A 22,860-nucleotide genomic window follows, 5' to 3' on the forward strand; every position below is an offset into this window, starting at 1 on the left:
GCGGCACATAGGGAAATTTGGCGAAGTGCAGTATGTGTTCCAGCAACGCGCTTTCTACAGGTCAGGCCGCCGGACAGGCCGCAGATACTCCAGGCGAAAAAGCAGTGACCGCCCACGGAGCCGGAGCGGTGGATTCACGCATGATTGTGATTGCGGTGAACCGTCCACTGATCCAGCACGGACTTGTGCGTCTGCTGGAGAAGCTGGAGACCCCGGGACACATAAGCATCAGCCGCAGTGTCGCCCAGACAAGCCAGCTGCTGCAGCGAAGCAACGTCGAGGTGCTGTTGACGGATCCCGAGCATGCTTCGCAACTGCATCGTGCCGATCGTCATGCACTTGCGTCGGTGCGCACGCTTGTCATCACCTCGCGCGACCATGCCGGTGAGGACGCTTTTCCCCGGCAGGGCCGTCTGTGCGGCATGCTCACGGAAAAGGGCTGCGAGTGCAGTGCCCGTCTCCTGCTGTTGACGCTGCTTGAATGCCGGTTCAGTGGTGCGGAAGATTCCCGGTGCGGTGGGTGTGTGCTGCAGGAAACCCTGAAAAAAGCCGATTTGCCGCTGTCGCCGCGTGAGTTCGAGATATTCCTGCGCATTGGCGAAGGCATGGGGCCGACACAGATCGCCAGCGAGTCCGGCCTGTCGGTGAAAACCGTCGAAAGCTATCGCGAGAAAATAAAACAGAAACTGCAGCTGCAAGGCCGTGACGCCCTGCTGGCGGCATCGATGCGGTGGCGCTCCGGTTACTTCATCCAGATCGCACCCGGCGACGATGCCGATTCACCCGCAACGCATCATGTGTTCAGCCATTGCTCGGCGAACTGCTCCGCCGGCAGCGGTACTCCGTAGAAATATCCCTGCGCATGGCTGCACCCGAGCCGCTTCAGCGCATCCACCTGCAGCGCGCTTTCCACGCCTTCGGCGACCATGCGCAACCCCAGGCTCTGTGCCATCGCGATGGTGGCCACCACGATGGCGTAGTCGTGCGGTTGCTCCAGCATCCCCAGCACGAAGGAGCGATCGAGCTTGATCTTGTCCAGCGGGAAACCCCGCAGATGCGCCAGCGACGAGTAGCCCATGCCGAAGTCGTCTAGGGACAGTGAGAAACCGGCATCTTTGAGCTTCTGGAGGATGGACAGCGACGACTCGGGGTCGATCATGATCCCGCTCTCGGTCAGTTCCAGGTCTATTTTTCCGGGCAGTACCCCCGCTTGGCGGACCAGCTCCAGCAGCTGTTCGGCGAACTGTGGATCATCGAGCTGGCGTGGGGAGATATTGATTGCCAGCTGGCCGGGGAGGGCACGCCCGGCCGACTCCCAGTGGTGCAGTTGCCGGCAGGCCTGGGCAGCAACCCACTGGCCGACGGCGCCGATCAGGCCGCGATGTTCGGCCAATGGGATGAACTCGTCGGGACTGACTTGGCCCAGCACCGGATCGTGCCAGCGCAGCAGCGCTTCGGCACCGACCAGGGTGCCATCTGCGACCGTTACCTGGGGCTGGTAGTACAGCTCCAGGGCACCTTCATCCAGGGCATGTTGCAGACGACTGGCCAGCTGCGCGCGCCGCAACAGGCGTTCACTCATCTCCGGCCGGTAGATCTCGATGCCGCTGCGCGAAGATTTTGCCGCATACATGGCGATATCGGCATTGCGCAGCAGCAGGCCGCTTTTGAGGCCGTCCTCCGGGCAGCTGGCGATACCGATGCTGGCGCGGATACCCATCATCGACTGGCCGATCCACAGGGGTCTGCCGATCGCAGTTGAGAACCGCAAGGCAGCGGTTGTTGCGCCGTCCTTGGCGCCGGTCGGGGTGAGCACGACAAACTCGTCCCCACCGAGCCGGGCCACCATTTCCTGTGGTTTCAGGTTCTCCTTCAGACGGCGTGCGACCTCGATCAGCACTTCATCGCCGACGCTGTGTCCCTGGGTGTCGTTGATCTCCTTGAAGTCATCCAGATCGATGAACAGCAGCGAGAACGGTTTGCGGGTCTTCCCGGCATCTATCAGGTGACGTTCGAGGTTGCCCAGGAAGTTGGCCCGGTTGGGCAACTGGGTCAGGTCGTCGAACAGGGCCAGCTGTTCGATCCGCGAAAGCTGCGAGACCTGCAGCGAGATGTCCTGCACGGTACCGACCACGCGGACCGGCTTGCCGTTCTCCAGCAGGGCCCGGCCGCGCTCGCGTAGCATGCGCAAGGGATGCCCGGGATGTTCTACCCGATAGCGGACGTCATAGGTGACGCCGCTGGCCAGGGTCGAGGCGAAGGCGGCATCGACTTCGGCACGGTCGGCCGGATTGACCCAGTAGCGCAGGCGTTCGTACCCGTTCTTCTCCTGGGTCTGTTCCAGATGCAGCATCTCCTGCGCGCGCGGGCATCCGTTCAACGGGCCTTCCGGCAGGAACAGCTCCCAGCGTGCAAGCTGCGCCAGATCATGTGCCTCGGACAACAGGGCTTCGCTCTCGCGCAACGACGATGTGGATTTGGATAGCGCATGGCGATCGGTGAAGACATAGGCGTTCATCGCGATGCCCATGTCCAGAAACAGCCGCTTGATCACCGACTGCATGGCCGCTGCGTAAAAGCGCGGATCCTCGGTCAGGATCGGCTCCAGCGAGTGGGTGATCTCGCTGAGCAGCTGGCTGCAGGAGCCCAGATACCAGTGCGGTTCCAGCCCGATATGGTGGTGGACCATGCCGATACGCAAGCGGTTGTCGACGTAGGCTGCATCCACCGGTGCGCAGAACAGCTCGCGCAGGTAGTGCTGCTGCATCCCGCGCAGGCGGTCGAGCTGGCGCCCGTCCTGGATGTAGGAGCCGGTTTCAGCAAACGCGCCCACATGGGCGTAGAAGCGGTCGATGTTGTGCTGGGAGCAGCTCTGGATGTAATCCCAGGCCTGGTTGAGGTTGCGTTGATCTTCGGCGTTGTATTTCAGATAGGCCAGACGCAGGTCGATTTCAGCTTGCGGAATCTCTGGCGTTCCACCGGAAAACGGTGAGCTGGGTTTTGGAAAATCCATCTTCAAACCTGTTGGAAACTAGAGCGTAGCAAGTGGGGTGTCGCGGATGGCTGTCGACGGCGGCAGGGCCTGCAGATGGAAGCGGCCGGTCTGGGTATGCAGCTCCCGTGCGGCCTCGTGCAGGGCCTCGGCGGCGGCGGCGTTCTGCTCGGCCATGGCGCTGTTCTGCTGGGTAAAACGATCGATCGTATCGATGGCAACATCGACTTCGCGCAGGCTCTGGCGCTGCTGCCCGGCATCCGCGGAGAGGATGCCCAAGTCATGGTCTATCAGCCCCGCGGCCTCGGTGATGTCCCGCAGTTTCGCTGCCGCGTCGGCAACCAGCGACTGGCCGTGCAGGACGCCCTGCGTCGATGCCGTCACGATCCGGTTGATCTGTTGTGCGCTCTCGGCGCTGTGCTGCGCCAATGCCCGTACCTCACTGGCGACCACGGCAAAGCCCTTGCCATGGACGCCCGCGCGGGCCGCTTCCACGGCGGCGTTGAGTGCCAACAGATTGGTCTGGAAGGCGATCGCGTCGATCTGTTTGACGAAGTTGGCGATCTGGGTGTTATCCCGGGCCATCGTGTCGATGGCATGGGCCACCGCGGTGACCATGTCCTGTCCGGACTGCGATTCCGCGTTGATCCTGGCGGCCTGCGCAGTGATCGCATCCAGTGCGCGGTTGGTCTGTTGCAGATGCACGCCCAGATGTTTGACCGCACTTGCCGACTCCTCCAGCGAAGCCGCCTGGGCTTCGGTGCGACTGCTGAGCTCGCTGCTGCTGGCGGCGATCTCGCTTGCCGTCTGCAGCACCGCCGCCGATGACACCTGGATGGACCGGATCATCTGCGCCAGATTGCCCGCCGCGGTGTTCAGGGCCACGTGCAGTTGCTGGAAGACACCCTCGGCGTGCTCATCCAGCCGGCTGCCCAGCTCGCCGCGGGCCAGAGCAGTGGCCACGCCAACGGCACTCGTCATCGGGGCATGCACCGCCTGCATCATCGTATTGAGCAGCTCGGCCAGTGCCTGCATGCTGCCTTCATAGTGCGCGGGCTGGAGCCGGCCATCCAGGTCGCCATGGCCGACGCGGCGCACCAGCTCGTGTACCGCGTGGATGTCGTCCCAGATGGCGAAAGCCCCCAGATAGCGGCCGTTGCCATCACGGATCGGCATGGCATCCAGTTCCATGCGCATGGGCCCGATCTGCAGTGACGCCGATATCTTTGTCCGCGTGTTGCGCAGCGCCTCGCGCTGGTGCTGCGGATGCCGGTGGAAGATATCGATACTGCGACCGACCAGCTGCTCCGGATCGAAGTCGGGGAAACGATTGCGCATGGCTTCCAGGTTGCGCTGGAACATGCGCTTGAGTGCATCGTTGACGTACACGATGGTGCTGTCGGCATCGGCCAGCATCAATTTGGCGGTCATGTTGTCCAGTGCGGTGCGCAGGCGCAGTTCGCTATCGGCGGCCTGTGCCCAACGGGTCTTGTCGGTCCATTCCACCGCGTAGATGCTGGTAGTCCCGTCGGCGCCGGCGATCGGGGTGATGGCCAGGCCGAACCGTGCGCTGCCGACACGGATGTCGGTCAGGTGGCGCCCTGTGAGCTGTCGCAGCTGGAGGTGGCGCGCCGCCGGATCATGATGGAAGCGGTCGATCGAACTGCCCACCAGCGTCGCCGCGTCAAAATCGGGAAATTGCTGGCGCAGTTCTGTTTCCAGGCTGGCCAGCATGTTCCGCAATGCCGGGTTGACCGCCAGGATGAAGCCATCGGCATTGGCGACCATCAGGCAGGTGCTGGCGCCATCGACAATGCTTGCCCACAGCGCGGGCGACAACGATTGGATACCGGCGGCGCGCCTGCGCGGCCAGAATGCTCGGATCAGCGCTTTCAAAGGACCCCCTCCCTTTATCCGGCGAGGCTATGAAAGGCCGACGCGCTCCGCCAGCGGGGTTTCCCCCTCCCCCTGCCCGGGGCTGCCGCAGGCGGATGACGCGGGTGGCCGTGCTGGCGACGGGCAGCGCACAAAGCCGTATGCACGGCGCTGCGCGCGGCTTAAGCTAGCGGCGCAATGCGATAGGTCTGCACGTCACCTTCAGGGGCCGCGTATGTGGGTGGGTATCGCCATATGGATAGCAGCTGATCGGGGAGACAGTGGTGGAAACGGCACGTTCGGTGGTGGAATTCTGGCGGGCGGCAGGGCCGCAACGCTGGTTCGCGCGTGACGATGCGTTCGATGCGGCATTCCGCGAGCGCTTCCTGGACACGCACTACACCGCTGCCCGGCGTGGCTGTGAGGACTGGCTGCACGACGCCGAAGGTGCCCTGGCGCTGCAGATCCTGCTGGACCAGTTTCCGCGCAACTGCTTCCGCGGCACCGCCCATTGCTATGCCACGGATGGACTGGCACGGCACTACGCCATGCGCAGCATCGAGGAAGGGCTGGACCGTGAGCTGACACCGCAGCTGCGGGCCTTCATCTACCTGCCGTTCGAACACTCCGAAGATCCGGTCGACCAGGACCGCTCGGTGGCGATGTTCGAAGTGCTGGGCGATCTGGAATACCTGCGCTTTGCCGAACTGCACCGCGACATCATCCGCCGCTTCGGCCGCTTCCCGCACCGCAACGCGGTGCTGGGGCGGATTCCGACCCCGGAGGAGCTGCACTTCCTGGCCGAAGGCGGGTTCGCCGGCTGAGTCCGCAGCCGGCACGGTTTACCCAAAAAAAACGCCGGCAATGCCGGCGTTTTCTGGTTCTGCTGTGGCCAGTAGCCGATCAGTACTTCGGTACGCTGTTGTCCACGTGCTCCGACCAGGCATCGATGCCGCCGGTGATGTTGAACACGTTGCTGAAACCCTTGGCGCGGAACTGTTCGGCGGCCTGCGCGCTGCGGCCACCACGGTGGCATAGGAACGCCAGCGCGGTGTCCTTGGGCAGGGCTTCGAGCCTGGCGCGGTTGTCGCCGTCAAAGGTTTCGAAGGGCGCGTTGATCGCAGCGATGGCGCGCTCGTCGGCCGGGCGCACATCCACCACAGTGATGCTGCCGGCGCGCAGCTGGTCATCGGCGCTGCGGACGTCCAGCTCCTGCACCGCCTTGGGGGCGTTGGGGTTGTTGATCGCCAGACCCTGGCCGCGGATGTCGTCCACCCAGTCGATGGTGATGCCTTCGGCGCGGCGGGCGCTGGAGACATCGAACTGCACGCGCAGGCCATTGGATTCGGCGGCAATCGCGTTGGGATCGTGCGGGGCCAGCTGGAAGTTCGGCTGGAAGTTGGCATCGATGCTCAGCTGCAGCGCGGCACCGGGGGAGTCGGCCAGCGCGCCCTTGAGCATTTCCACCGCCGCCGGGGTGACGGTGATGGTCGGCGGGGTGCGGTCCGGGGCGGCCACACCCAGCAGGCTGCTCAGCTCGCCGCTGTTGGCCATCTGCAGGATGATGTCGCTGCCGCCGATCAGCTCGCCGTCCACGTACAGCTGCGGAATGGTCGGCCAGTCGCCATAGAGCTTGATGCCTTCGCGGATGTCCTGGTCGGCCAGCACGTTGACATGACCGAATTCCACGCCCAGATCCTGCAGCGCGCCGACGGCCTTGGCCGAAAAGCCGCATTGCGGCATGGACGGCTGGCCCTTCATGAACAGGACGACGCGGTCGGCGGCGAGGATGGATTCAATGCGCGAACGCAGGGCAGGGTCCAGGGACATCGGGAACTCGCAGAAGTGGTGAGGACTGCGGCTGATTCTACGCTGCATGGCATCATGGGGCATGACTGCCCCGGAAACCCTGTATCGCATTCCTGTGCGCCCCTGGCGCTGGGTGAAGTGGCTGCTGGCCTCGCAGCTGGGTGTGGCGCTGGTGTGGTGGCAGCTGGGCTGGGCCTGGGGACTTCCGCTGCTGCTGGCCAGCCACGGGCTGTTTATCGTGCCGGTGTTCCTGCCCAACAGCCGCTTCTACGCGCCGGTGCTCAGCCGCGTGCCCGGCGCGGAGGTGTGGCTGACCATCGATGACGGCCCCTCCGATGAGACCCCGGCGCTGCTGGATCTGCTTGATCGCCATGCGGCCAAGGCCACGTTCTTCATGGTGGGCGAGCGGGCAGCGGCGCGGCCGGAGCTGGTGCGCGAGGTGCTGCGGCGTGGCCATGAACTGGGCAACCACAGCCACTCGCACCCGCAGGCGCGCTTCTGGGCGCTGGGTCCGGCGCAGATGGCGCGCGAGATCGGCCAGTGCCAGCAGGCCCTGACCGCCATCGCCGGCACCCCGCCGCGCTGGTACCGCTCGGTGGTGGGCATGACCAATCCGTTTGTCGCCGCCGCGCTCAAGCGGCATGGCCTGACCCGGGTGGGCTGGAGTGCGCGCGGCTTTGACGGGGTGGGTTGCACTCCGGAAGGGGTGATGGCGCGGATCGCACCGGATCTGCAACCCGGCGCGATCGTGCTGCTGCATGAAGGCGCCGGGCATGGCCACACCCTGGCCATCATCGAAGCGTTGCTGCAGCAGCTGCAGGCGCGCGGCCTGCGTGCACGCCTGCCACAGCGAACGGCGTAGACTCGCCTCCCCGCCATGCCGGCGGTGTACCGGATCTGCACCATGCCTTTTTCCCCGCTCGGCCTGTCTCCTTATGTATCGCCCGCCCTGCAGCAGGCGTTGCAGCAGGCCGGCTATGCGGCGCCGACCCCGATCCAGCAACAGGCGGTACCGCTGGTGTTGAAGGGTCGGGATGTGGTGGCGCTGGCGCCGACCGGGTCCGGCAAGACGGCCGCCTACGTGCTGCCGGCGTTGCAGCGCTTCTTTGTGTCACCGCCGCGCAAGCCCCGCGTGCTGGCCCAGCTGGTACTGGTGCCCACCCGTGAATTGGCGCTGCAGGTGGCCGATGTATTCGCCACGCTGGGGCGTGAACTGCCGCGCAAACCGCATCTGGTGTGTGCGGTGGGCGGGGTGTCGATCAATCCGCAGATGATGGCCTTGCGTGGCGGTGCCGATATCGTCGTGGCCACGCCCGGGCGGCTGCTCGACCTGCTGGCGCACAACGCGTTGTCACTCAGGCAGGTGCAGTTGCTGGTGCTCGATGAGGCCGACCGTCTGCTGGAGCTGGGCTTCGGCGCCGAGCTGCGGCAGTTGCTGGCCGAGCTGCCGGTGCAGCGGCAGACCTTGCTGTTCTCGGCCACCTTCCCGGCCGATATCCAGGCGCTGGCCGCGGCCGGGCTGCGCGATCCGCAGCGGCTGGAAGTGGGCGCGCAGGCGCCAGTGGAGATCGAGCAGCGGGCGATCCAGGTCGACAGCGGCCGCCGTGCCGAGCTGCTGTTGTCGCTGCTGGAAGAACAGCAGTGGCCGCAGGTGCTGGTGTTCGTCGCCAGCATCCGCGAGGGCGACCGGCTGGCCGCGCAGCTGCGCAAAGCCGATATCAGCGCCCAGGCGCTGCACGGCGAGCTGTCGCAGGGCCGTCGCTTCGGCATGCTGCAGGCGTTCAAGGATGGCCATTTGCGGGTGCTGGTGGCGACCGATCTGGCGGCGCGGGGCATCGATATCGCGCGCCTGCCGGTGGTGGTCAATTACGAATTGCCGCGTGCGCCGGCCGATTACCTGCACCGCATCGGCCGGACCGGGCGGGCCGGGGAGAAAGGCCTGGCGGTGAGCTTCATCGATGCTGCGGCGATGCCGCACTGGTGTCTGATCGGCAAGCGCCACGGGCTGGCGGTGACGGTCGAGGTGCTGCCCGGCTTTGTACCGCAGCAGGCGGCACCGGCGCCAGGCGTGGTGGCCGATAGCAATGGCGGCATCAAGGGCCGCCGGCCCAGCAAGAAGGACCGCCTGCGCGCGGCGGCGGCCGCCAAGAAGGCCGGCTGACGCGCCGGCCTTGCCCGGTCAATCTTCGAAGTCGTTTTCCGGTGCCACCGCCGGCTCCGCGGCCGGGCGCGGGCTGCGCTTGGCCGGCTTGCTCAGCACTTCCACATAGAACTGGGTGTTGCCGGCGGCGACCAGCGCGTCGATGGCGCGGAACAACCCGTCATACGCCACCGGCTTGGCGGACGCTTCGTCCACGCCGAGCTTGCTGTCGAAACCCCAGGTATCGGCGCCGGCCGGCAGCGCTTTGCCGCGCTCACGCTTGGTGTACTTGCGGATGTCGTGCTTGCTGGCTTCCAGCAGGCGGTCCGGATGTTTGCCTTCGATATCGAGGCGGTAGGTCTTCTTCACGGGAATCTCGTTGCGGTGCCGGCCCGGGACGGGCGGCGGAGGGAATGGGCCAATTATCGGCGCAAATGGGCCGGCCGTGGCTGATCGCGCTGCGCGACCAGCAGCCAGTTGTTGAATGGGGTGTTGCCGTACAGCGGAGTGAGGCGCACCGACAGCCCGGCCTGCAGCAGCAATGCCTTCAGCGATTCGGCATCGGGATAGTGGCGTGGACGGAACTGCATCCAGCCGATCAGGTTGGCGGCACGGTCGCCCAGGCGCGAGATCCGGCCGCGGCGGCTGTCATCGGCCAGGGCCATGCGCAGCACCAGCCGCCCGTCGCCCTCCAGCATGCCGGCGGCGTGGCGCAGCAGCGACTGCTGCGCCGGGGCCGGAAGGTATTGCAGGACATCCAGAATCGCGACACTGCCGCGGTGTTCGGGCAGGGTGGTGGCCAGGTCCATCACCTCGAAGCTGGCGCTGGCCAGCGCGGCGCGACTGGCCACCGTACTGCCACGGCGGATCTTGGCCGCATCGTTGTCGACCCCGCGGTAACGCATGCTCTGTCCGTCCCGGCGCAGGGCGTGGGCCAGCAGGCCCAGGCCGCAGCCCATGTCCAGCACAGGGGCGCGGGTGCCGCGCAGGGCCTGCAGCACGCCGGGGTAAAGCGGGTCGCTGCGCAGCTTGCCCAGGGTGTAGTAATAGTCCCAGCGGTTGCCCCAGGGCCGGGTCGGCGCGAAGGCGCGGGCGATGACGCGCGCGTCCTCGGACGTCATGGCCGGGGAGTCGTCGCGCGTACTCACTGGGGCTGCGAGGCCGCGAGCAGGCCCCTGGCGACCGGCAGCGCCACTTCCATCCAGCGCCGGTACATCTGCGCCGACGGATGCAGGCCGTCGTCGACCAGCATGGCCGGCTGGTCGCCGCCATCACGGCTGACCGGGGTGATATCGACGAAGGCCACGCCGTAGTCGCCGCAGCAGGCACGGGCGGCGGCGTTGAAATCATCGATGTCCTGCGCGACCTGGGCGGCATCGCGGCCGTTGTCGCGCGCGTAGGGCGTGAGGCCCCAGTCGGGAATGGACAGCACCAGCACCCGGGCCGGCAGCTCGTCGGCCAGGGCGATCGCGCGCTGCAGCAGCTGCTCGAACTGCTGGCGGTACTCGGCCAGCGGGCGTCCGCGGTACTGGTTGTTGACCCCGATCAGCAGGCTGACCAGCGCGAACGGCCCCTGGGGCGCAGCCTCATCGATGGCCGCGGCCAGCTCGTCAGTGGTCCAGCCGGTGGTGGCGATGACCTGCGGGTCGGCCAGTGGCACACCCTGCGCGCGCAGCGCCGCGGCCAGCTGGAACGGCCAGGTGCCGGCGGCCGGCACGCCCTCGCCGATGGTGTAGGAATCGCCCAGCGCAAGATAACGGGCGGCAGCGGTATCGATCGCGTTCATCGCCTTCGCTCAGCCGGTTGCGGCATTGCGGGGTTTGAGTGTGACTACCTTGGTCACCGCGTCGGCGCGGCGGGCCAGCAGTTTGTCGATGCGGGCGAACACGTCGCGCATCACGCCGGCTTCCGGCAGCAGGGTCACGCGGAAGTGGTTGCGGTAGGGCACGTTGAAGCTGGAACCGGGCACCACCAGCACGCCTTCTTCTTCCATCAGCTGCAGCGCGAAATCATGGTCGTCAAAGCCCTGCGCGGCCGGGCCGACCACCGCCGGAAACGCGTACAGCGCCCCGGCAGGGGTGACCAGCGACAGGTGCTCGCTGGCGGCGCAGGCCTCGATCACCGCGCGGCGGGTCTCGTACAGGCGGCCGCCGGGGCTGCACAGCGCGGTGATGGTATCCGGGCCATTGACCGCCGCCTCGATGGCGTACTGGCCGGGGACGTTGGCACACAGGCGCAGCGCGCTGAGCAGGTCCAGCGCGGCGCGGTATTCGCCCAGCTGTTCGCCGGCACCGGACAGCAGCATCCAGCCCACGCGCCAGCCGCAGGCGCGATGCACCTTGCTCAGGCCGCTGAAGGTCAGGCACGGATGATCGCCGGCCAGCGGCGCGACCGGCTGGAACTGCGCGCCGTCATACAGGATCTGGTCGTAGATCTCGTCCACCAGCAGCAGCAGGTTGTGCTTGCGGGCGATGGCGACGATCTTCTCCAGCAGCGCCCGCGGGTAGCTGGCGCCGGCCGGGTTGTTGGGATTGATGAGCACGATGGCACGGGTGCGCGCGGACACCAGCGCCTCCATCTCCACCGGGTCGGGCAGGAAGCCGTTTTCCGGCTTGCACTGGTAGTACACCGGGCGGCCGTCGTTGAGGATGGTCGCGGCCGACCACAGCGGGTAGTCCGGCGAAGGCACCAGCACCTCGTCGCCCGGGTTGAGCAGGGCGCGCAGCGACAGGTCGATCAGCTCGGACACGCCGTTGCCCACGAACACCCGGTCAGCCACCGCATCGGGCGCGCCGCGGCGGGCATAGGCGGCGGCGATGGCTTCACGCGCGCCCGGCAGTCCCTGCTGGTGGGTGTACGGATCGGTGCGGCCCATGTCATCGGCGATCGCGTGCTGCAGGTGCTCAGGCGCGCGGAAACCGAAATTGCCGGGGTTGCCGATATTGAGCTTGATTAGCCTGCGCCCTTGCGCCTCCAGCTCCCGCGCTCGCCGGGCCAGTTCACCACGGATCTCGTAGCGGACTTCGGACAGGCGTTCACGGGTCGCAAGCGGTTTGGCAGAGGTTGACATTTCTCAGAGCCGTCAAGGGCATGGACACCGCATGGTAGCGGAATTGTTGCGATGCGGGGCAACGGTTCCATTCCCAACAATTCCCAACAATCAGCGGCGCAACTGCCGCGCAAACCGCGCCTGCGCAGGGCCTTTTCCCCCTGCGACCACCGCCTTGGCGGGAGTCGATGCCGCAGCCCGGTAGAATTGGCCGATGACAGATTCCATCGACTTCACCGCGTTGCGTCCCATTGGCTGGCCCTGGCCCGGCGCGCCGGAAGATCCGGCCTGGCAGGGGCTGTTCGCCGCGCATCCGCAGGCCCGTCCCGGACGGGTGATCGAGCAGCACCGCTCCGGCTATGTGGTGGCCGACGCGCCCGAGGCCGCGATCAAGACCGAATCGCCCCCGGAATGGCAGCGGCCGCGCTTCCCCAGCCACGAGCGCGCGGCGGTAGGCGACTGGGTGCTGCTGGAAGGCAAGCGCATCGTGGCGCTGCTGCCGCGGCGCACCTCGATCAAGCGCGGCGCCGCCGGCGAGCATTACCACCAGCAGGTGATCGGCGCCAACATCGATACGGTGTTCATCGTCTGCGGGCTGGATGCGGACTTCAATCCGCGTCGCATCGAGCGTTACCTGCTGCTGGTGGGGGGCGGTGGCGCCGAGCCGGTGGTGGTCCTCACCAAGGCCGACCAGACCGAATACAGCGACGATGCGCTGGAGGTGCTGCAGGATCTGGCCGCGCAGCAGATCCCGTTGCTGGCGATCAACGGCAAGGATCCGGCCAGCGTGTCCGCCTTGCATCCGTGGCTGGGGCCGGGCCGCACCGTGGTGCTGGTCGGTTCCTCCGGTGCCGGCAAATCGACCCTGACCAACACGCTGCTGGGCGAGGAGCGGATGAAGACCGCCGAGGTGCGCGGCAATGACTCGCGCGGCCGCCACACCACCACCCATCGCGCGCTGATGCCGTTGCCCACCGGCGCCTGTCTGATCGACACGCCCGGCATGCGCGAGCTCAAGCCCACCGGCGAGGAAACGCTGGCCGAAGGCGGTTTTGCCGATATCGAAGCGCTGATCCTGCAATGCAAGTTCAGTGACTGCTCGCACCAGACCGAGCCCGGCTGCGCGGTGCAGGCCGCGATCGAGCGTGACGAGATCGATGAGACCCGGCTGGAGAGCTACCGCAAGCTGCGCGAGGAAGTGGCCGCCGCCGCCGCCAAGCTGGCCCAGCGCCAGGCCGAGCAGGCCACAGAGCGGAAACGCAGCGGACGTGGCGCGCAGTGGCGTCCGGTCAACAAGGGCAAACGCCGCTGACCGGCAGCGGCCACTGATCGAGGTTGGGGGGTATGGGCAACGCAATCACCGCCAATGATCCGGCCATCGTCCACCATGCCGCGCTGGATGCGCGGATGGTGCAGGCGGTGAAAGGCCTCCGCCTGTTGACCCTGACCAGCTGGCCGGCGTCGATGCAGGCGCCATTCCTGGACAGCGTGGCCCGCGGCAATCCGCGCCTGCCGCAGGTGCGTTACCCGCAGCACGATTTCAGCGACGCCCGTCGCGAACTGGCCGCCATCGAGGCGGCCGTCGATGAATCACATCCGCTCGGGGCCTATCTGCGTGATTCGGTGCGCAGCTGGGACCAGGCCGCCAGCCTGCTTGAAGCACTGGGCACGCCGGCGGTGGATCATTTCTCCAGCCAGCTGTTCGGCGTGCCCGAGCAGCCGATGCCTGGCAACGGCCCCAGCACCCGCGAGGCGGCGCGGCATTTCATCCAGATCGCGCAGGAGCTGGACCACGAGCTGCTGGCACCGGAGGAAACCGTGCCGGTGTCGGCCACCGCGCTGCAGTTGCAGTTGCAGGCCGATCTGGATGACTTCTTCGATGGGCGCGTTATCAGCGTGGAGCTGGACGCGGGGCTGATCGCCAAGGCCGCCGCCGGTGCCACCCGCATCCGCCTGCGCAGTGGCGCCTGCTTCAGCGCCTACGACCGCGCGCAGCTGTTCCACCACGAGGCGCTGGTGCATTCACTCACCGCGCTCAACGGCCGCGAACAGGTGCTGCTGCCCAGCCTGGGGCTGTCCTCGCCGCGCATCACCGCCACCCAGGAAGGGCTGGCGACGTTCGCCGAGCAGATCACCGGCAGCATCGACATCCAGCGGCTCAAGCGGGTGAGTCTGCGGATCGAGGCCATTGCGATGGCGCGCGACGGGGCCGATTTCATCCAGGTGTTCCAGTACTTCCGTGATGCCGGGCAGACTCCGGATGAAAGTTTCTCCTCGGCGCAGCGGGTGTTCCGCGGTGTGCCGACCCGCGGTGGGTCTGCCTTCACCAAGGACACCGTGTATCTGCGCGGGCTGGTGTCGGTGCACACCTTCTTCCGGCAGATGCTGCGCGATGAAAAACTGCAGGTCTGCCGCTGGCTGTTCGCCGGCAAGATGACCCTGCACGATGCGCAGGCGCTGGCGCCGCTGTTCGAGGCCGGAGTGCTGGCGCCGCCGCGCTGGCTGCCGGGCTGGATCCAGCGCGCCAACGGGCTGGCCGGGGTGTTGGCGTTTTCGCTGTTCGCCAACCGGATCCGCATGGACCAGCTTGGCGAACGCTGAGGCCTTCGCCCGGAACGCGCTCTCAGGGCGTGCCGAGCAACTGTGCGATGGCGCGCTCGCCGCTGCCCATCGCCAGCGTCCAGCCGAGCATGCCGTGGCCGAGGTTGCAGCCCAGCCCGTCGCCGAGGTCGCGGATGACCGGCGAGGACCACGGTGTCACCGGGCGCAGGCCGGCCCAGTGGCTGGTGAGGTGGTCGTAGTCGGCGGCCTCCGGCAGCGAGGCCCGCGCCATCGCCACCAGCTGTGCCAGCCGCGCCGGTTCCGGCGCCGGGTTCCAGTCGTTGAGATCGGCCAGACCGGCCACGCGGATACGCTCGCCGAGCCGGCAGAACACCAGCTTGCGTTTGGTGTCGGTGATGCTGACCTGCGGCGCATTGGCGCCACATGGCGCGGTGAACGAATAGCCCTTGATCGCCATCAGCGGCACGCGGATGCCGGCCGGGCGCAGCAGCCGGGCACCGTCGATGCCGGCGCAGACCAGCAGCCGCGGTGCCCGCAGCGCCTGTCCATCGGCTGATTCCAGCTGCCACTGGCCGTTCCTGCGCTGCAGCGAACGGGTGTCGAAATCGAACCGGGTCTGCACGCCGTACTGGCGTTGCAGTATTTCCAGCAGTCCCAGGCTGAAACGCCATGGATCGCCGGCCTCCTCCTCGGGCGAGTACACCGCGCCGGCCAGCCACGGCGCACCGCTCAACGCCGGCTCGATGGCGCGGGCCCCGGCGGCATCCACCAGTTGCTGCTGCACGCCGTAGGGACGCTTGAGCGCGATCATCGCCGCCGCACCCTGCACGCCTTCTGCGGTGGGATACAGGTGCAGCTTGCCGGAGACGGCGTGGTCGAAGGCGATCGGGTGCTGCTGCAGCAGCGCCTGCATCGCCGCGCGCGACTCCAGCGCCAGTTCCAGTGTGGCCAGCGTGTTTTTGTGCAGACTGCCCGCATTGGCCTGGCGCAGGAAGGCCACGCCCCAGCGCAGGAAATCCGGATCGGCCGACCAGCGGGTGCGGAACGGGCCATTACGGCCGAACGCCATTTCCGGCAGCTGGCGCCAGGTGGCCGGGCCGGCCATCGCGTCGGTATAGGCGTAGCTGAGCTGGGCGCCGTTGGCGAAGGAGGTGCCCAGCGCCGGACCGGCGTTGCGATCGACCAGCAGCACCGCCAGGCCGCGCCGGGCGGCCGCCCAAGCGCTGGCCAGACCCACCACGCCGGCACCGAGGATGATCAGGTCAGGACCGGAGGACGCGGGGGCTGCAGCGGGAGAGGTCATGGTGAAGGCGGCTACGGTGTGAGCGTTGCTTCACATTGTCGCGCCATATCCGTGCGCATGGCACGGATATGGCGCACGGAACCGGTCGCTCAATGCGGCCAGAAGTTCAGGAAGCCGGTGATGATCAACGCGTTGATGAAGTCGATGAAAAACGCGCCCACCAGCGGTGCCACCAGGAACGCACGCGGTGCAATGCCATAGCGCTGCACCAGCTTGCGCATCACCGCCATGGCGTTGGCGGTGGTGCCGAGCATGAAACCGATGAAACCACCGCCCATCACCGCCGCGTCATAGTCGCGGCCCATCAGATAGAAGATCGGCACCGCGAACAGCGCCACCACGCCGACCTGGATGATCAGGTTCACCAGCAGCGGCACGCCCAGACCGGCCAGTTCCCACAGTTTCAGGTCCATCAGCGCCATGGCCAGGAACAGCGCCAGGCAGATGTTGCCGATCAGATCGGTGGTGGGTACCGACAGCTTGATCCAGCCGGTGGCGTCATCGATGTTGCGGATCAGCGCGCCCACCAGCATCGCGCCGATATAGCCGGGCAGGGTCAGGCCGATGTGGGTGAAACTCTGGCCCACCCACGCGCCGACCCACATCGCCATCAGCAGCACGACGATGCTCTTGAGCGAATCGAACTCGCGGGCCGCTTCGCTGGGATAGCGCAGCAGGATCGACTCATCCACGTCCTTTGCGCCACTTTCGCCGCGGCTGCTGGGGGTGATGACCTTGAAGCGGCGCAGCAGCACGGTGATGACCGGTCCGCCGACGACGCCACCGCAGATGATGCCGGCCATGGCCGCAGTGACGGCCAGGGTCTCGGCGCCCTGCAGGCCGGCCTTCTCGAACAGCGGCGCGAACGCCAGGCCGGTGGCCGGGCCGCCAGTCAGCGTGGCCGAACCTGCCAACACGCCAAACATCGGGTGCAGGTCGAACATCCAGGCCACGCCGATGCCGATCAGGTTCTGCAGCACCGCAAACAGCGCCGCGATCACCAGGAAGGTCATCACCTGCCGGCCACTGATACGCAGCAGCCGCACACTGGCATTGATGCCCAGGGTGGTGAAGAAGGCCACCATCAGCGGGGTCTTGAGCGTGGTGTCCAGGGTGAACAGCGTTACCTGCTGGCTGTGCGCCCACCATACCGCCAGCGCCACCAGCAGCCCGCCGATGACCGGCTCGGGCAGGTTGTAGCGGCGGAGAAACGGGATGGCGCGGCACAGTGCGTAACCCGCGAACAGCGTCAGGCCGGCAAAGGCCACCGTCTGCACGGCATCGAGTTGGATCATGGAACAGGTACCTCTACCAACGGGACACGGACTTTGTCCGGCTCAAGAAACAATATCAATAGCAGGTAGAGGTGGTTGCGGCGGCATTTCCGCCACCGGGTGGCGCTGGAATCGCCCGGCTCGAAGCTGAATGGGGATGGCTTGCGATGCGTGCAGCGCCGGCCCCGCGCGCGCTGTGGGGGTTTGCCGGCGGAACCCCCACAGCGGTTTGCGGCCTGCGGCTGGGTGCGCGCCTGTTCGCAGTTCGAGCGGCCGGGTGCGCCCCGCTGCGGAAAGGCGCCGCGCTGCCGGCGGCTCAGTCGCGCGGTGGACGCTTGTAGGCCACGCAGTCCACTTCCACCTTGCAGTCCACCACCATGCGGCTTTCCACGCAGGCACGGGCCGGCGGGTGCTCGCCGAAATAGTGTTTGAACACGCCGTTGAAGGCGTAGAAGTCGCGCGCGTCGTCCAGCCATACGCCGCAGCGCACCACATGCTCGGGGCCGTAGCCGGCCTCGGCCAGGATCGCCAGCACGTTGCCGATCACCACGTGCGACTGCTCGGTCACGGTGCCGGCGACCAGCTCGCCATCGCGCATCGGCACCTGGCCGGAGACGAACAGCCAGCCATCGGCCTCCACCGCCCGCGAGAACGGCATGTGCTGTTTGCCCTGGCCGACGCCGCCTTCGGCGCCATAGCGCTTGATGTCACTCATGGGTATTCCTTTCTATGTATGAGGTGTACCGGGAAGTTGCGCCGGTTCAGGCCGCTGGCGCCGGTTCCGGATGGATGAACCGGCCCGGGCGGGCGGTAACCTGGCGGCCGTCGTAGGCCAGCCGGCCGTTGACCCAGACCGCGTCGATCCCTTCGGCGGCGCGGATCGGATCGTGGAAGCTGGCGGTGTCGCGCACCCGGACCGGGTCGAACAGCACCAGGTCGGCCCACCAGCCTTCGCGGATCTGGCCGCGGGCGCCCATGTGGAAGCGCGAGGCCGGCAGCCCGGTCATCTTGTGCACGGCGGTGTGCAGCGGGAACAGCTGCTCGTCGCGCGCGTAGTGGCCGAGCACGCGGGGGAAGGTGCCCCACAGCCGCGGGTGCGGGCGCGGATCGCGCGGCAGACCGTCCGAGCCGATCATCGTCAGCGGGTGGCTGAGGATGCGGCGCACGTCGGTTTCGTCCATGCAGAAGTAGACCGCGCCGGCCGGCTGCAGACGCACGGCGGCCTCCGTCAGCGGCAGATGCCAGTCGGCGGCGATCTCGGCCAACAGCCGACCGCCCTGGTCCGGTTCGGACTCGGACCAGGTGATCAGGATGTCGTAGGCATCGGTGACCTGCTTCAGGTCCAGGGTCGAGGCGCTGGCGGCGTAGGGATAGCAGTCGCAGGCCACGTCCTGCCCGGCCGCGGCGTGCTGCAGGTGTTCCAGTACCTCGGCGCTGCGGCCCCAGTTGTCCACGCCTGCACATTTGAGATGCGACACGCGGACCGCGGCTTGCGGCGTGCGCGCGGCATGGAGGGCTTCATCCATCGCCGCGAGGATGCCGGCGAACTCGTCGCGCAGGTGGGTGGCGTAGAGCCCGCCAGCCGGCAGTTCCCCGGCCAGTGCATCCACCTCGGTGGACGGGGCATTGAAGGCCGAGGCATAGGCCAGGCCGCTGCTCAGGCCCAGCGCGCCGGCGGCCAGGCTCTCGCGCAGCTGCGCGCGCATGGACGCGATCTCCTCCACCGAGGCGGCGCGATCCAGCCGGTCCATATGGTTCTGGCGCAGCGCGGTGTGGCCGACCAGTGCGGCCACGTTCACCGCCGGGGCGGCCGCTTCCACCGCACGGCGGTAGCTGGCGAAATCCGGATAGCGGAAGTCGGGTGCATCGCCGAGCAGGTTCATCGGATCGGGCACCTCGCCGCGCACCCGGACCGGGCTGGCGCTGATCCCGCAATTGCCGACCACCACGGTGGTCACACCCTGCGAGAGCTTGCTGGTCATGTCCGGGTTGCGGATCACTTCCAGGTCATCGTGGGTGTGTACATCGATAAAGCCCGGCGCCAGCGCGCGACCGGCGGCGTCGATCACCTCACCGGCCGGGCCGGCGAGCCGGCCGATGGCGGCAATGCGGCCGCCGTTGATGGCCACATCGGCGCGGACCGCGGGCCGGTCGTTGCCATCGAAGACGAGGGCGTTGCGGATAAGGAGCTCGTACACGGATCAGTCGCCCAGGGGCAGGCGCGAATCGCCGCCGCGGTAGCGGTCCAGCGCCAGCTTGATGCGGCGCAGGTGCTCGTGGTTGTCGCTGGCGTTGTTGAGCGCGACGGTGGTGGCCAGCACGTCGATGGCCAGCATCATCGCGTAGCGCGAGGCCGAGGGTTTGAACACGAAATCCGTTTCCTCGATGCTGATCGGCAGCAGCCAGTCGCTGCGTTCGGACAGCAGCGTGTCGGCGCGGGTGATGGCGCCCACGCGCGCGCCATAGGTACGGGCGATGTCGATGGCCGAGACGATCTCCGGGGTGATGCCGCTGACCGACAGGGCCAGCACCACATCCTTCGGACCGAGGGTTGCGGCGATCATCTTCATCGTGACCGCGTCGCTGCAGGCCGAGATCGGCAGGCCGAAACGCATCAGCCGGTTCTGCATCTCCTGCGAGAACACGGTCGAGCAGCCACCGATGCCGAACACATGGATGCGCCGGGCCTGGCACAACGCGTCGGCCAGATCCTGCACCACGCTTTCCTTCAGGTTGGCCAGGTTGTGGCGCAGGCTGGCTTCGATGTCATCGCAGATCTGCGCATACAGGGCTGAGACCGGCGGCGCGTTCTGCTGTTCGAGGAAGCGCTTGCCGACCGCGCCGGCCGAGGCCAGGCGGGCGCGCAGTTCGCGCACGTGTTCGCAGCCCAGGGTCTTGGCAAATCGCGAGATGGCCGCGGCACTGACGTCGGCGCGATCGGCCAGCTCGGTGACACCGTACTGGGCGGCAGCGTCCACATCGGCAAGGATGGTGTGGGCGATGCGGGCTTCGACCGGGCTGAATTCATGCAGCCGCTGGCGTAGTTCGTAGACGATATCGAACATGGTGGAGGTCATCGGTTCAGAGCACCGCGGCAAGGGCCATCACCAGCAGCAGCGCGGTGATGGAGATGAGGGTTTCAAGCACGGTCCAGGTCTTGAAGGTCTGGGCCACGCTCATGTTGAAGTATTCCTTGACCAGCCAGAAGCCACCGTCATTGACGTGTGACAGCACAACCGAGCCGGCGCCGGTGGCCAGCACCAGCAGTTCCGGGTGCGGATAGCCCAGCGCGGCGGCGATCGGGGCGACGATGCCCGAGGCGGTGGTCATCGCCACCGTGGCCGAGCCGGTGGCCACCCGCATCAGCGCGGCCATGGTCCAGCCCATCAGCAGTGGCGACAGGTCGAAGCGCTGCGACAGGCCGATGATCTCGGTGGCCACGCCGGTGTGGACGAGGATGCCGTTGAGGCCGCCGCCGGCACCGACCAGCAGGGTGATCGCCGCGGTCGGGGCCAGGCACTCCTGCGAGAACTTCAGGATCTGCTCGCGGTTGAAGCCGCGCATCAGGCCCAGGGTGACAAAACTCATCAAGGTGGCGATCAGCAGCGCCACCACCGAGTGGCCGATGAAGCGCAGGCCGTGGTTCAGCGCCGAGCCCGGCGTGGCGATCTGGTCGGCCCAGCCGCCCAGCAGCATCAGCCCCACCGGCACCAGCAAGGTGGCCAGGGTGATGCCGAAACCCGGCAGCTGCTCATCGGGAATCCGGCCATGGCCTTCATCCAGCAGCGCCGCCTCCATCGGGTTGTGCGCCGGCAGCTGCACCCGCGGTGCGACGAACTTGGCGAACACCGGGCCGGCCAGCGCGGCGGTGGGCAGGCCAACGATCAGCGAATACAGCACGGTGCGGCCGACATCGGCCCCATAGGCCTGCACCGCCAGCATCGCCGCCGGGTGTGGCGGCACCAGCCCGTGCACCACCGACAGGCCGGCGACCATCGGCAGGCCGACCAGCAGCAGCGGTACGCCGGTGCGGCGGGCGACGTTGAGCACGATCGGGATCAGCAGCACGAAGCCGACCTCGAAGAAGATCGGCAGGCCCACGCAGAAGGCGATCAGCATCATCGCCCAGTGCACGTTCTTCGGCCCGAAGCGGGCGATCAGGGTGCGCGCGATGCGTTCGGCGCCGCCGGATTCGGCCATCATCTTGCCGAGCATGGTGCCCAGCGCAACGATCAGCGCGATATGCCCCAAGGTCTTGCCCACGCCCTGCTCGTAGGCCGGCAGGATTTCCGGGGCCGGCATCCCGGCCAGCAGCGCCAGCCCGACCGAGACCACGGTGACACTGATGAACGGGTTGAGCCGGTAGCGGGCGATCAGCACGACCAGCGCCAGGATCGACAGTACCGCGTAGATCAACAGCAGGTTTCCATTGCTCATGCGTACAGGCCGGGTGCGTGGATCAGAACTGGGTGGAAATGGCGTCGACGACGGTATAGGCGTCATCCACCACCAGCAGATGGCGCCACTTGTCGAAGGTCAGGCACGGGTGTGAGATGTCGAAGCACAGCATGTCGCCCACGCGCAGGTCGTCCTGGTCGCCGACGTCGAGGAAGGCGTGCTGGTCCATCATCGCGGTGATCTTCCAGTGCCCGGCTGCGGCAACCGGTGCCGCAGTGCCCGGCCGGTAGTGCAGCGCCGGTACCGGGAAGCCGGCATCGAAGGCGGCATCGCGCTTGCCCAGGGCGATGATCGCCTTGCCCGGCTCCGGGCGGGATTGCACGTAGGCCCACAACTGCAGCGCCGGTTGCAGGCTGCTGCCCATCTGGCGCGCCACCGGGTTGCTGGCATGGATGCGCTTGGCCGCGTCGCGGTAGATACCCACGTCATGGGTGAGGTAGCAGCCCGGGCGCAGCACCACCTCGATGCCCGGATCGCCGGCCAGTACCGAAAACTCCTCGGCGACCACGTCGAACCAGGCCGAACCGGCGCCTGAAACCAGTGCCGGCCTCCGGGCCAGCGCGCCAGCCTGATGCAGCTGCTGGAAGGTGGTCACGGTGTGCTGCAGGATCGCGCGCACCCCGGCCTCATCCGGCGCCACGCCTTCGTAGACTTCCACGCCGGCCAGCTGCACGGCGTCCGGCCAGCGGGCGAGTTCGGCGATCACCGCGTGGACCTGCGCCGCATCGCGGACACCGGTGCGGCCGCCGGCGGCGCCGATCTCCAGCAACACGCCAACGCGCAAGGCCTGCGGCCGGAAGTACCCGCCCAGCGCAGCGACGTTGTCCGGCGAATCCACCAGGCAGAACAATTCGGTGCCGGCATCGCGCAGCAGTTCGGCGACGATGGCCATGTTGGCCTTGCCCACCAGCTGGTTGGCCATCAGGATGCGCCGCGCGCCGGCCAGCCACGCCTCGCGGGCCTGGGGCGCCGTGGCTACGGTGATGCCCCAGGCGCCGCTTTGCAGCTGCAGCCGGAACAGTTCCGGGCTCATCGTGGTCTTGCCGTGCGGTGCCAGGTGCACGCCGTAGGCGGCGGTGAAGCGGCGCATCCATTCCAGGTTGTGCAGCAACGCTTCATGCCTCAGGACGGCGGCGGGCAGGCTGACGTCCTCATGCAGGATCGACCAGCCCTGGGCGCTGGCGTCTGCAATACCCAGGGCCGTGGCGGACACGCCGATGCCCTTGCCACGCAGCGGGGCGGACGTGTGCTGAAATAATTTTTTATCCAATGCGATACACCCGGGCGACAAGCGCTGGCCACTGAAGCGGGAGCTGTCTATGTACCAGATATCGCCGCGAGTGAAAAATATTTTCGCATATTGCTGCATGGCAGCATATGAGAAGGGTGACGTTTGTC

The 22,860-nt window shown here is 67.3% G+C and carries 20 protein-coding genes; 6 read left to right on the plus strand and 14 right to left on the minus strand.

Annotated elements, in window-relative coordinates:
* The first annotated feature begins 32 nt into the window (after positions 1-32).
* A complete protein-coding gene (locus ARC78_RS01390; protein ID WP_083468414.1) occupies positions 33-848 on the plus strand; it encodes a helix-turn-helix transcriptional regulator in 816 nt (271 codons plus the stop codon).
* Here ARC78_RS01390 and ARC78_RS01395 read toward each other — a convergent pair.
* Together ARC78_RS01395 and ARC78_RS01400 are read right to left on the minus strand one after the other, a co-directional pair.
* Positions 794-3,013: a putative bifunctional diguanylate cyclase/phosphodiesterase gene (locus ARC78_RS01395; protein ID WP_057505573.1), complete on the minus strand. Its 2,220-nt coding sequence runs from the start codon at positions 3,011-3,013 to the stop codon at positions 794-796. The two genes, ARC78_RS01390 and ARC78_RS01395, sit on opposite strands and share 55 nt — an antisense overlap.
* Positions 3,014-3,031: 18 nt before the next feature.
* On the minus strand, positions 3,032-4,831 hold the full coding sequence (locus ARC78_RS01400) for a methyl-accepting chemotaxis protein (RefSeq protein ID WP_158499970.1): 1,800 nt from the start codon (positions 4,829-4,831) through the stop codon (positions 3,032-3,034).
* 317 nt (positions 4,832-5,148) lie between these two features.
* Here ARC78_RS01400 and ARC78_RS01405 point away from each other — a divergent pair, with 317 nt between their 5' ends.
* Positions 5,149-5,691 carry a DUF924 family protein gene (locus ARC78_RS01405; RefSeq protein WP_425478309.1) on the plus strand — a complete coding sequence of 181 codons (543 nt, stop codon included), beginning with the start codon at positions 5,149-5,151 and terminating at the stop codon, positions 5,689-5,691.
* A 79-nt stretch (positions 5,692-5,770) separates the two neighbouring features.
* Here ARC78_RS01405 and grxD read toward each other — a convergent pair whose 3' ends face one another.
* Positions 5,771-6,697: a Grx4 family monothiol glutaredoxin gene (gene grxD, locus ARC78_RS01410; RefSeq protein ID WP_054658072.1), complete on the minus strand. Its 927-nt coding sequence runs from the start codon at positions 6,695-6,697 to the stop codon at positions 5,771-5,773.
* A gap of 61 nt (positions 6,698-6,758) precedes the next feature.
* Between grxD and ARC78_RS01415 the strand changes: the two genes are divergently transcribed.
* Both ARC78_RS01415 and ARC78_RS01420 read left to right on the plus strand, forming a co-directional pair.
* Positions 6,759-7,538 (plus strand): polysaccharide deacetylase family protein, encoded by a 780-nt coding sequence (locus ARC78_RS01415; protein ID WP_057505575.1) that lies wholly within the window; start codon positions 6,759-6,761, stop codon positions 7,536-7,538.
* 42 nt (positions 7,539-7,580) lie between these two features.
* Positions 7,581-8,837, plus strand: a complete 1,257-nt coding sequence (locus ARC78_RS01420) for a DEAD/DEAH box helicase (RefSeq protein ID WP_057505638.1) — start codon at positions 7,581-7,583, stop codon at positions 8,835-8,837.
* A gap of 18 nt (positions 8,838-8,855) precedes the next feature.
* Here the strand turns inward: ARC78_RS01420 and ARC78_RS01425 are convergent, their stop codons facing one another.
* From ARC78_RS01425 to ARC78_RS01440, 4 genes are read right to left on the minus strand one after another with little or no spacing between them, the layout of a single operon-like run.
* Positions 8,856-9,185: a DUF6172 family protein gene (locus tag ARC78_RS01425; RefSeq protein ID WP_057505576.1), complete on the minus strand. Its 330-nt coding sequence runs from the start codon at positions 9,183-9,185 to the stop codon at positions 8,856-8,858.
* Positions 9,186-9,238: 53 nt separating this feature from the next.
* Entirely contained in the window at positions 9,239-9,937 is a 699-nt protein-coding gene (locus ARC78_RS01430) for a class I SAM-dependent methyltransferase (protein ID WP_057505577.1), read from the minus strand.
* A gap of 23 nt (positions 9,938-9,960) precedes the next feature.
* Positions 9,961-10,602: an SGNH/GDSL hydrolase family protein gene (locus ARC78_RS01435; RefSeq protein ID WP_057505578.1), complete on the minus strand. Its 642-nt coding sequence runs from the start codon at positions 10,600-10,602 to the stop codon at positions 9,961-9,963.
* 9 nt (positions 10,603-10,611) lie between these two features.
* Positions 10,612-11,886: an aminotransferase class I/II-fold pyridoxal phosphate-dependent enzyme gene (locus ARC78_RS01440; protein WP_057505579.1), complete on the minus strand. Its 1,275-nt coding sequence runs from the start codon at positions 11,884-11,886 to the stop codon at positions 10,612-10,614.
* 193 nt (positions 11,887-12,079) lie between these two features.
* Between ARC78_RS01440 and rsgA the strand changes: the two genes are divergently transcribed.
* Positions 12,080-13,177: a ribosome small subunit-dependent GTPase A gene (rsgA, locus tag ARC78_RS01445; protein WP_054660022.1), complete on the plus strand. Its 1,098-nt coding sequence runs from the start codon at positions 12,080-12,082 to the stop codon at positions 13,175-13,177.
* A gap of 32 nt (positions 13,178-13,209) precedes the next feature.
* The gene (locus ARC78_RS01450; protein WP_057505580.1) at positions 13,210-14,466 is read left to right on the plus strand and encodes a flavohemoglobin expression-modulating QEGLA motif protein; all 1,257 of its coding nucleotides are present in this window, start codon (positions 13,210-13,212) and stop codon (positions 14,464-14,466) included.
* 22 nt (positions 14,467-14,488) lie between these two features.
* Here the strand turns inward: ARC78_RS01450 and ARC78_RS01455 are convergent, their stop codons facing one another.
* The 7 genes from ARC78_RS01455 to ARC78_RS01485 form a co-directional block, all read right to left on the minus strand.
* Positions 14,489-15,730, minus strand: a complete 1,242-nt coding sequence (locus tag ARC78_RS01455) for an FAD-dependent oxidoreductase (protein WP_057505581.1) — start codon at positions 15,728-15,730, stop codon at positions 14,489-14,491.
* Between the two features lie 89 nt (positions 15,731-15,819).
* Positions 15,820-17,025, minus strand: coding sequence for a sodium/glutamate symporter (gene gltS / locus ARC78_RS01460; protein WP_054660720.1), 1,206 nt, complete (start codon positions 17,023-17,025; stop codon positions 15,820-15,822).
* 295 nt (positions 17,026-17,320) lie between these two features.
* Positions 17,321-17,719, minus strand: a complete 399-nt coding sequence (locus ARC78_RS01465; RefSeq protein ID WP_054660859.1) for a RidA family protein — start codon at positions 17,717-17,719, stop codon at positions 17,321-17,323.
* Between the two features lie 46 nt (positions 17,720-17,765).
* Positions 17,766-19,202 carry an N-acyl-D-amino-acid deacylase family protein gene (locus tag ARC78_RS01470; RefSeq protein ID WP_057505582.1) on the minus strand — a complete coding sequence of 479 codons (1,437 nt, stop codon included), beginning with the start codon at positions 19,200-19,202 and terminating at the stop codon, positions 17,766-17,768.
* A 3-nt stretch (positions 19,203-19,205) separates the two neighbouring features.
* Entirely contained in the window at positions 19,206-20,081 is an 876-nt protein-coding gene (locus ARC78_RS01475; RefSeq protein WP_199398882.1) for a MurR/RpiR family transcriptional regulator, read from the minus strand.
* A gap of 4 nt (positions 20,082-20,085) precedes the next feature.
* Positions 20,086-21,441: a GntT/GntP/DsdX family permease gene (locus ARC78_RS01480; RefSeq protein WP_057505583.1), complete on the minus strand. Its 1,356-nt coding sequence runs from the start codon at positions 21,439-21,441 to the stop codon at positions 20,086-20,088.
* A 22-nt stretch (positions 21,442-21,463) separates the two neighbouring features.
* Positions 21,464-22,675 (minus strand): amino acid deaminase, encoded by a 1,212-nt coding sequence (locus tag ARC78_RS01485; protein WP_199398883.1) that lies wholly within the window; start codon positions 22,673-22,675, stop codon positions 21,464-21,466.
* Between the last annotated feature and the right edge of the window lie 185 nt (positions 22,676-22,860).

The organism is Stenotrophomonas pictorum JCM 9942, from assembly GCF_001431585.1.
Taxonomy (GTDB): domain Bacteria; phylum Pseudomonadota; class Gammaproteobacteria; order Xanthomonadales; family Xanthomonadaceae; genus Stenotrophomonas; species Stenotrophomonas pictorum.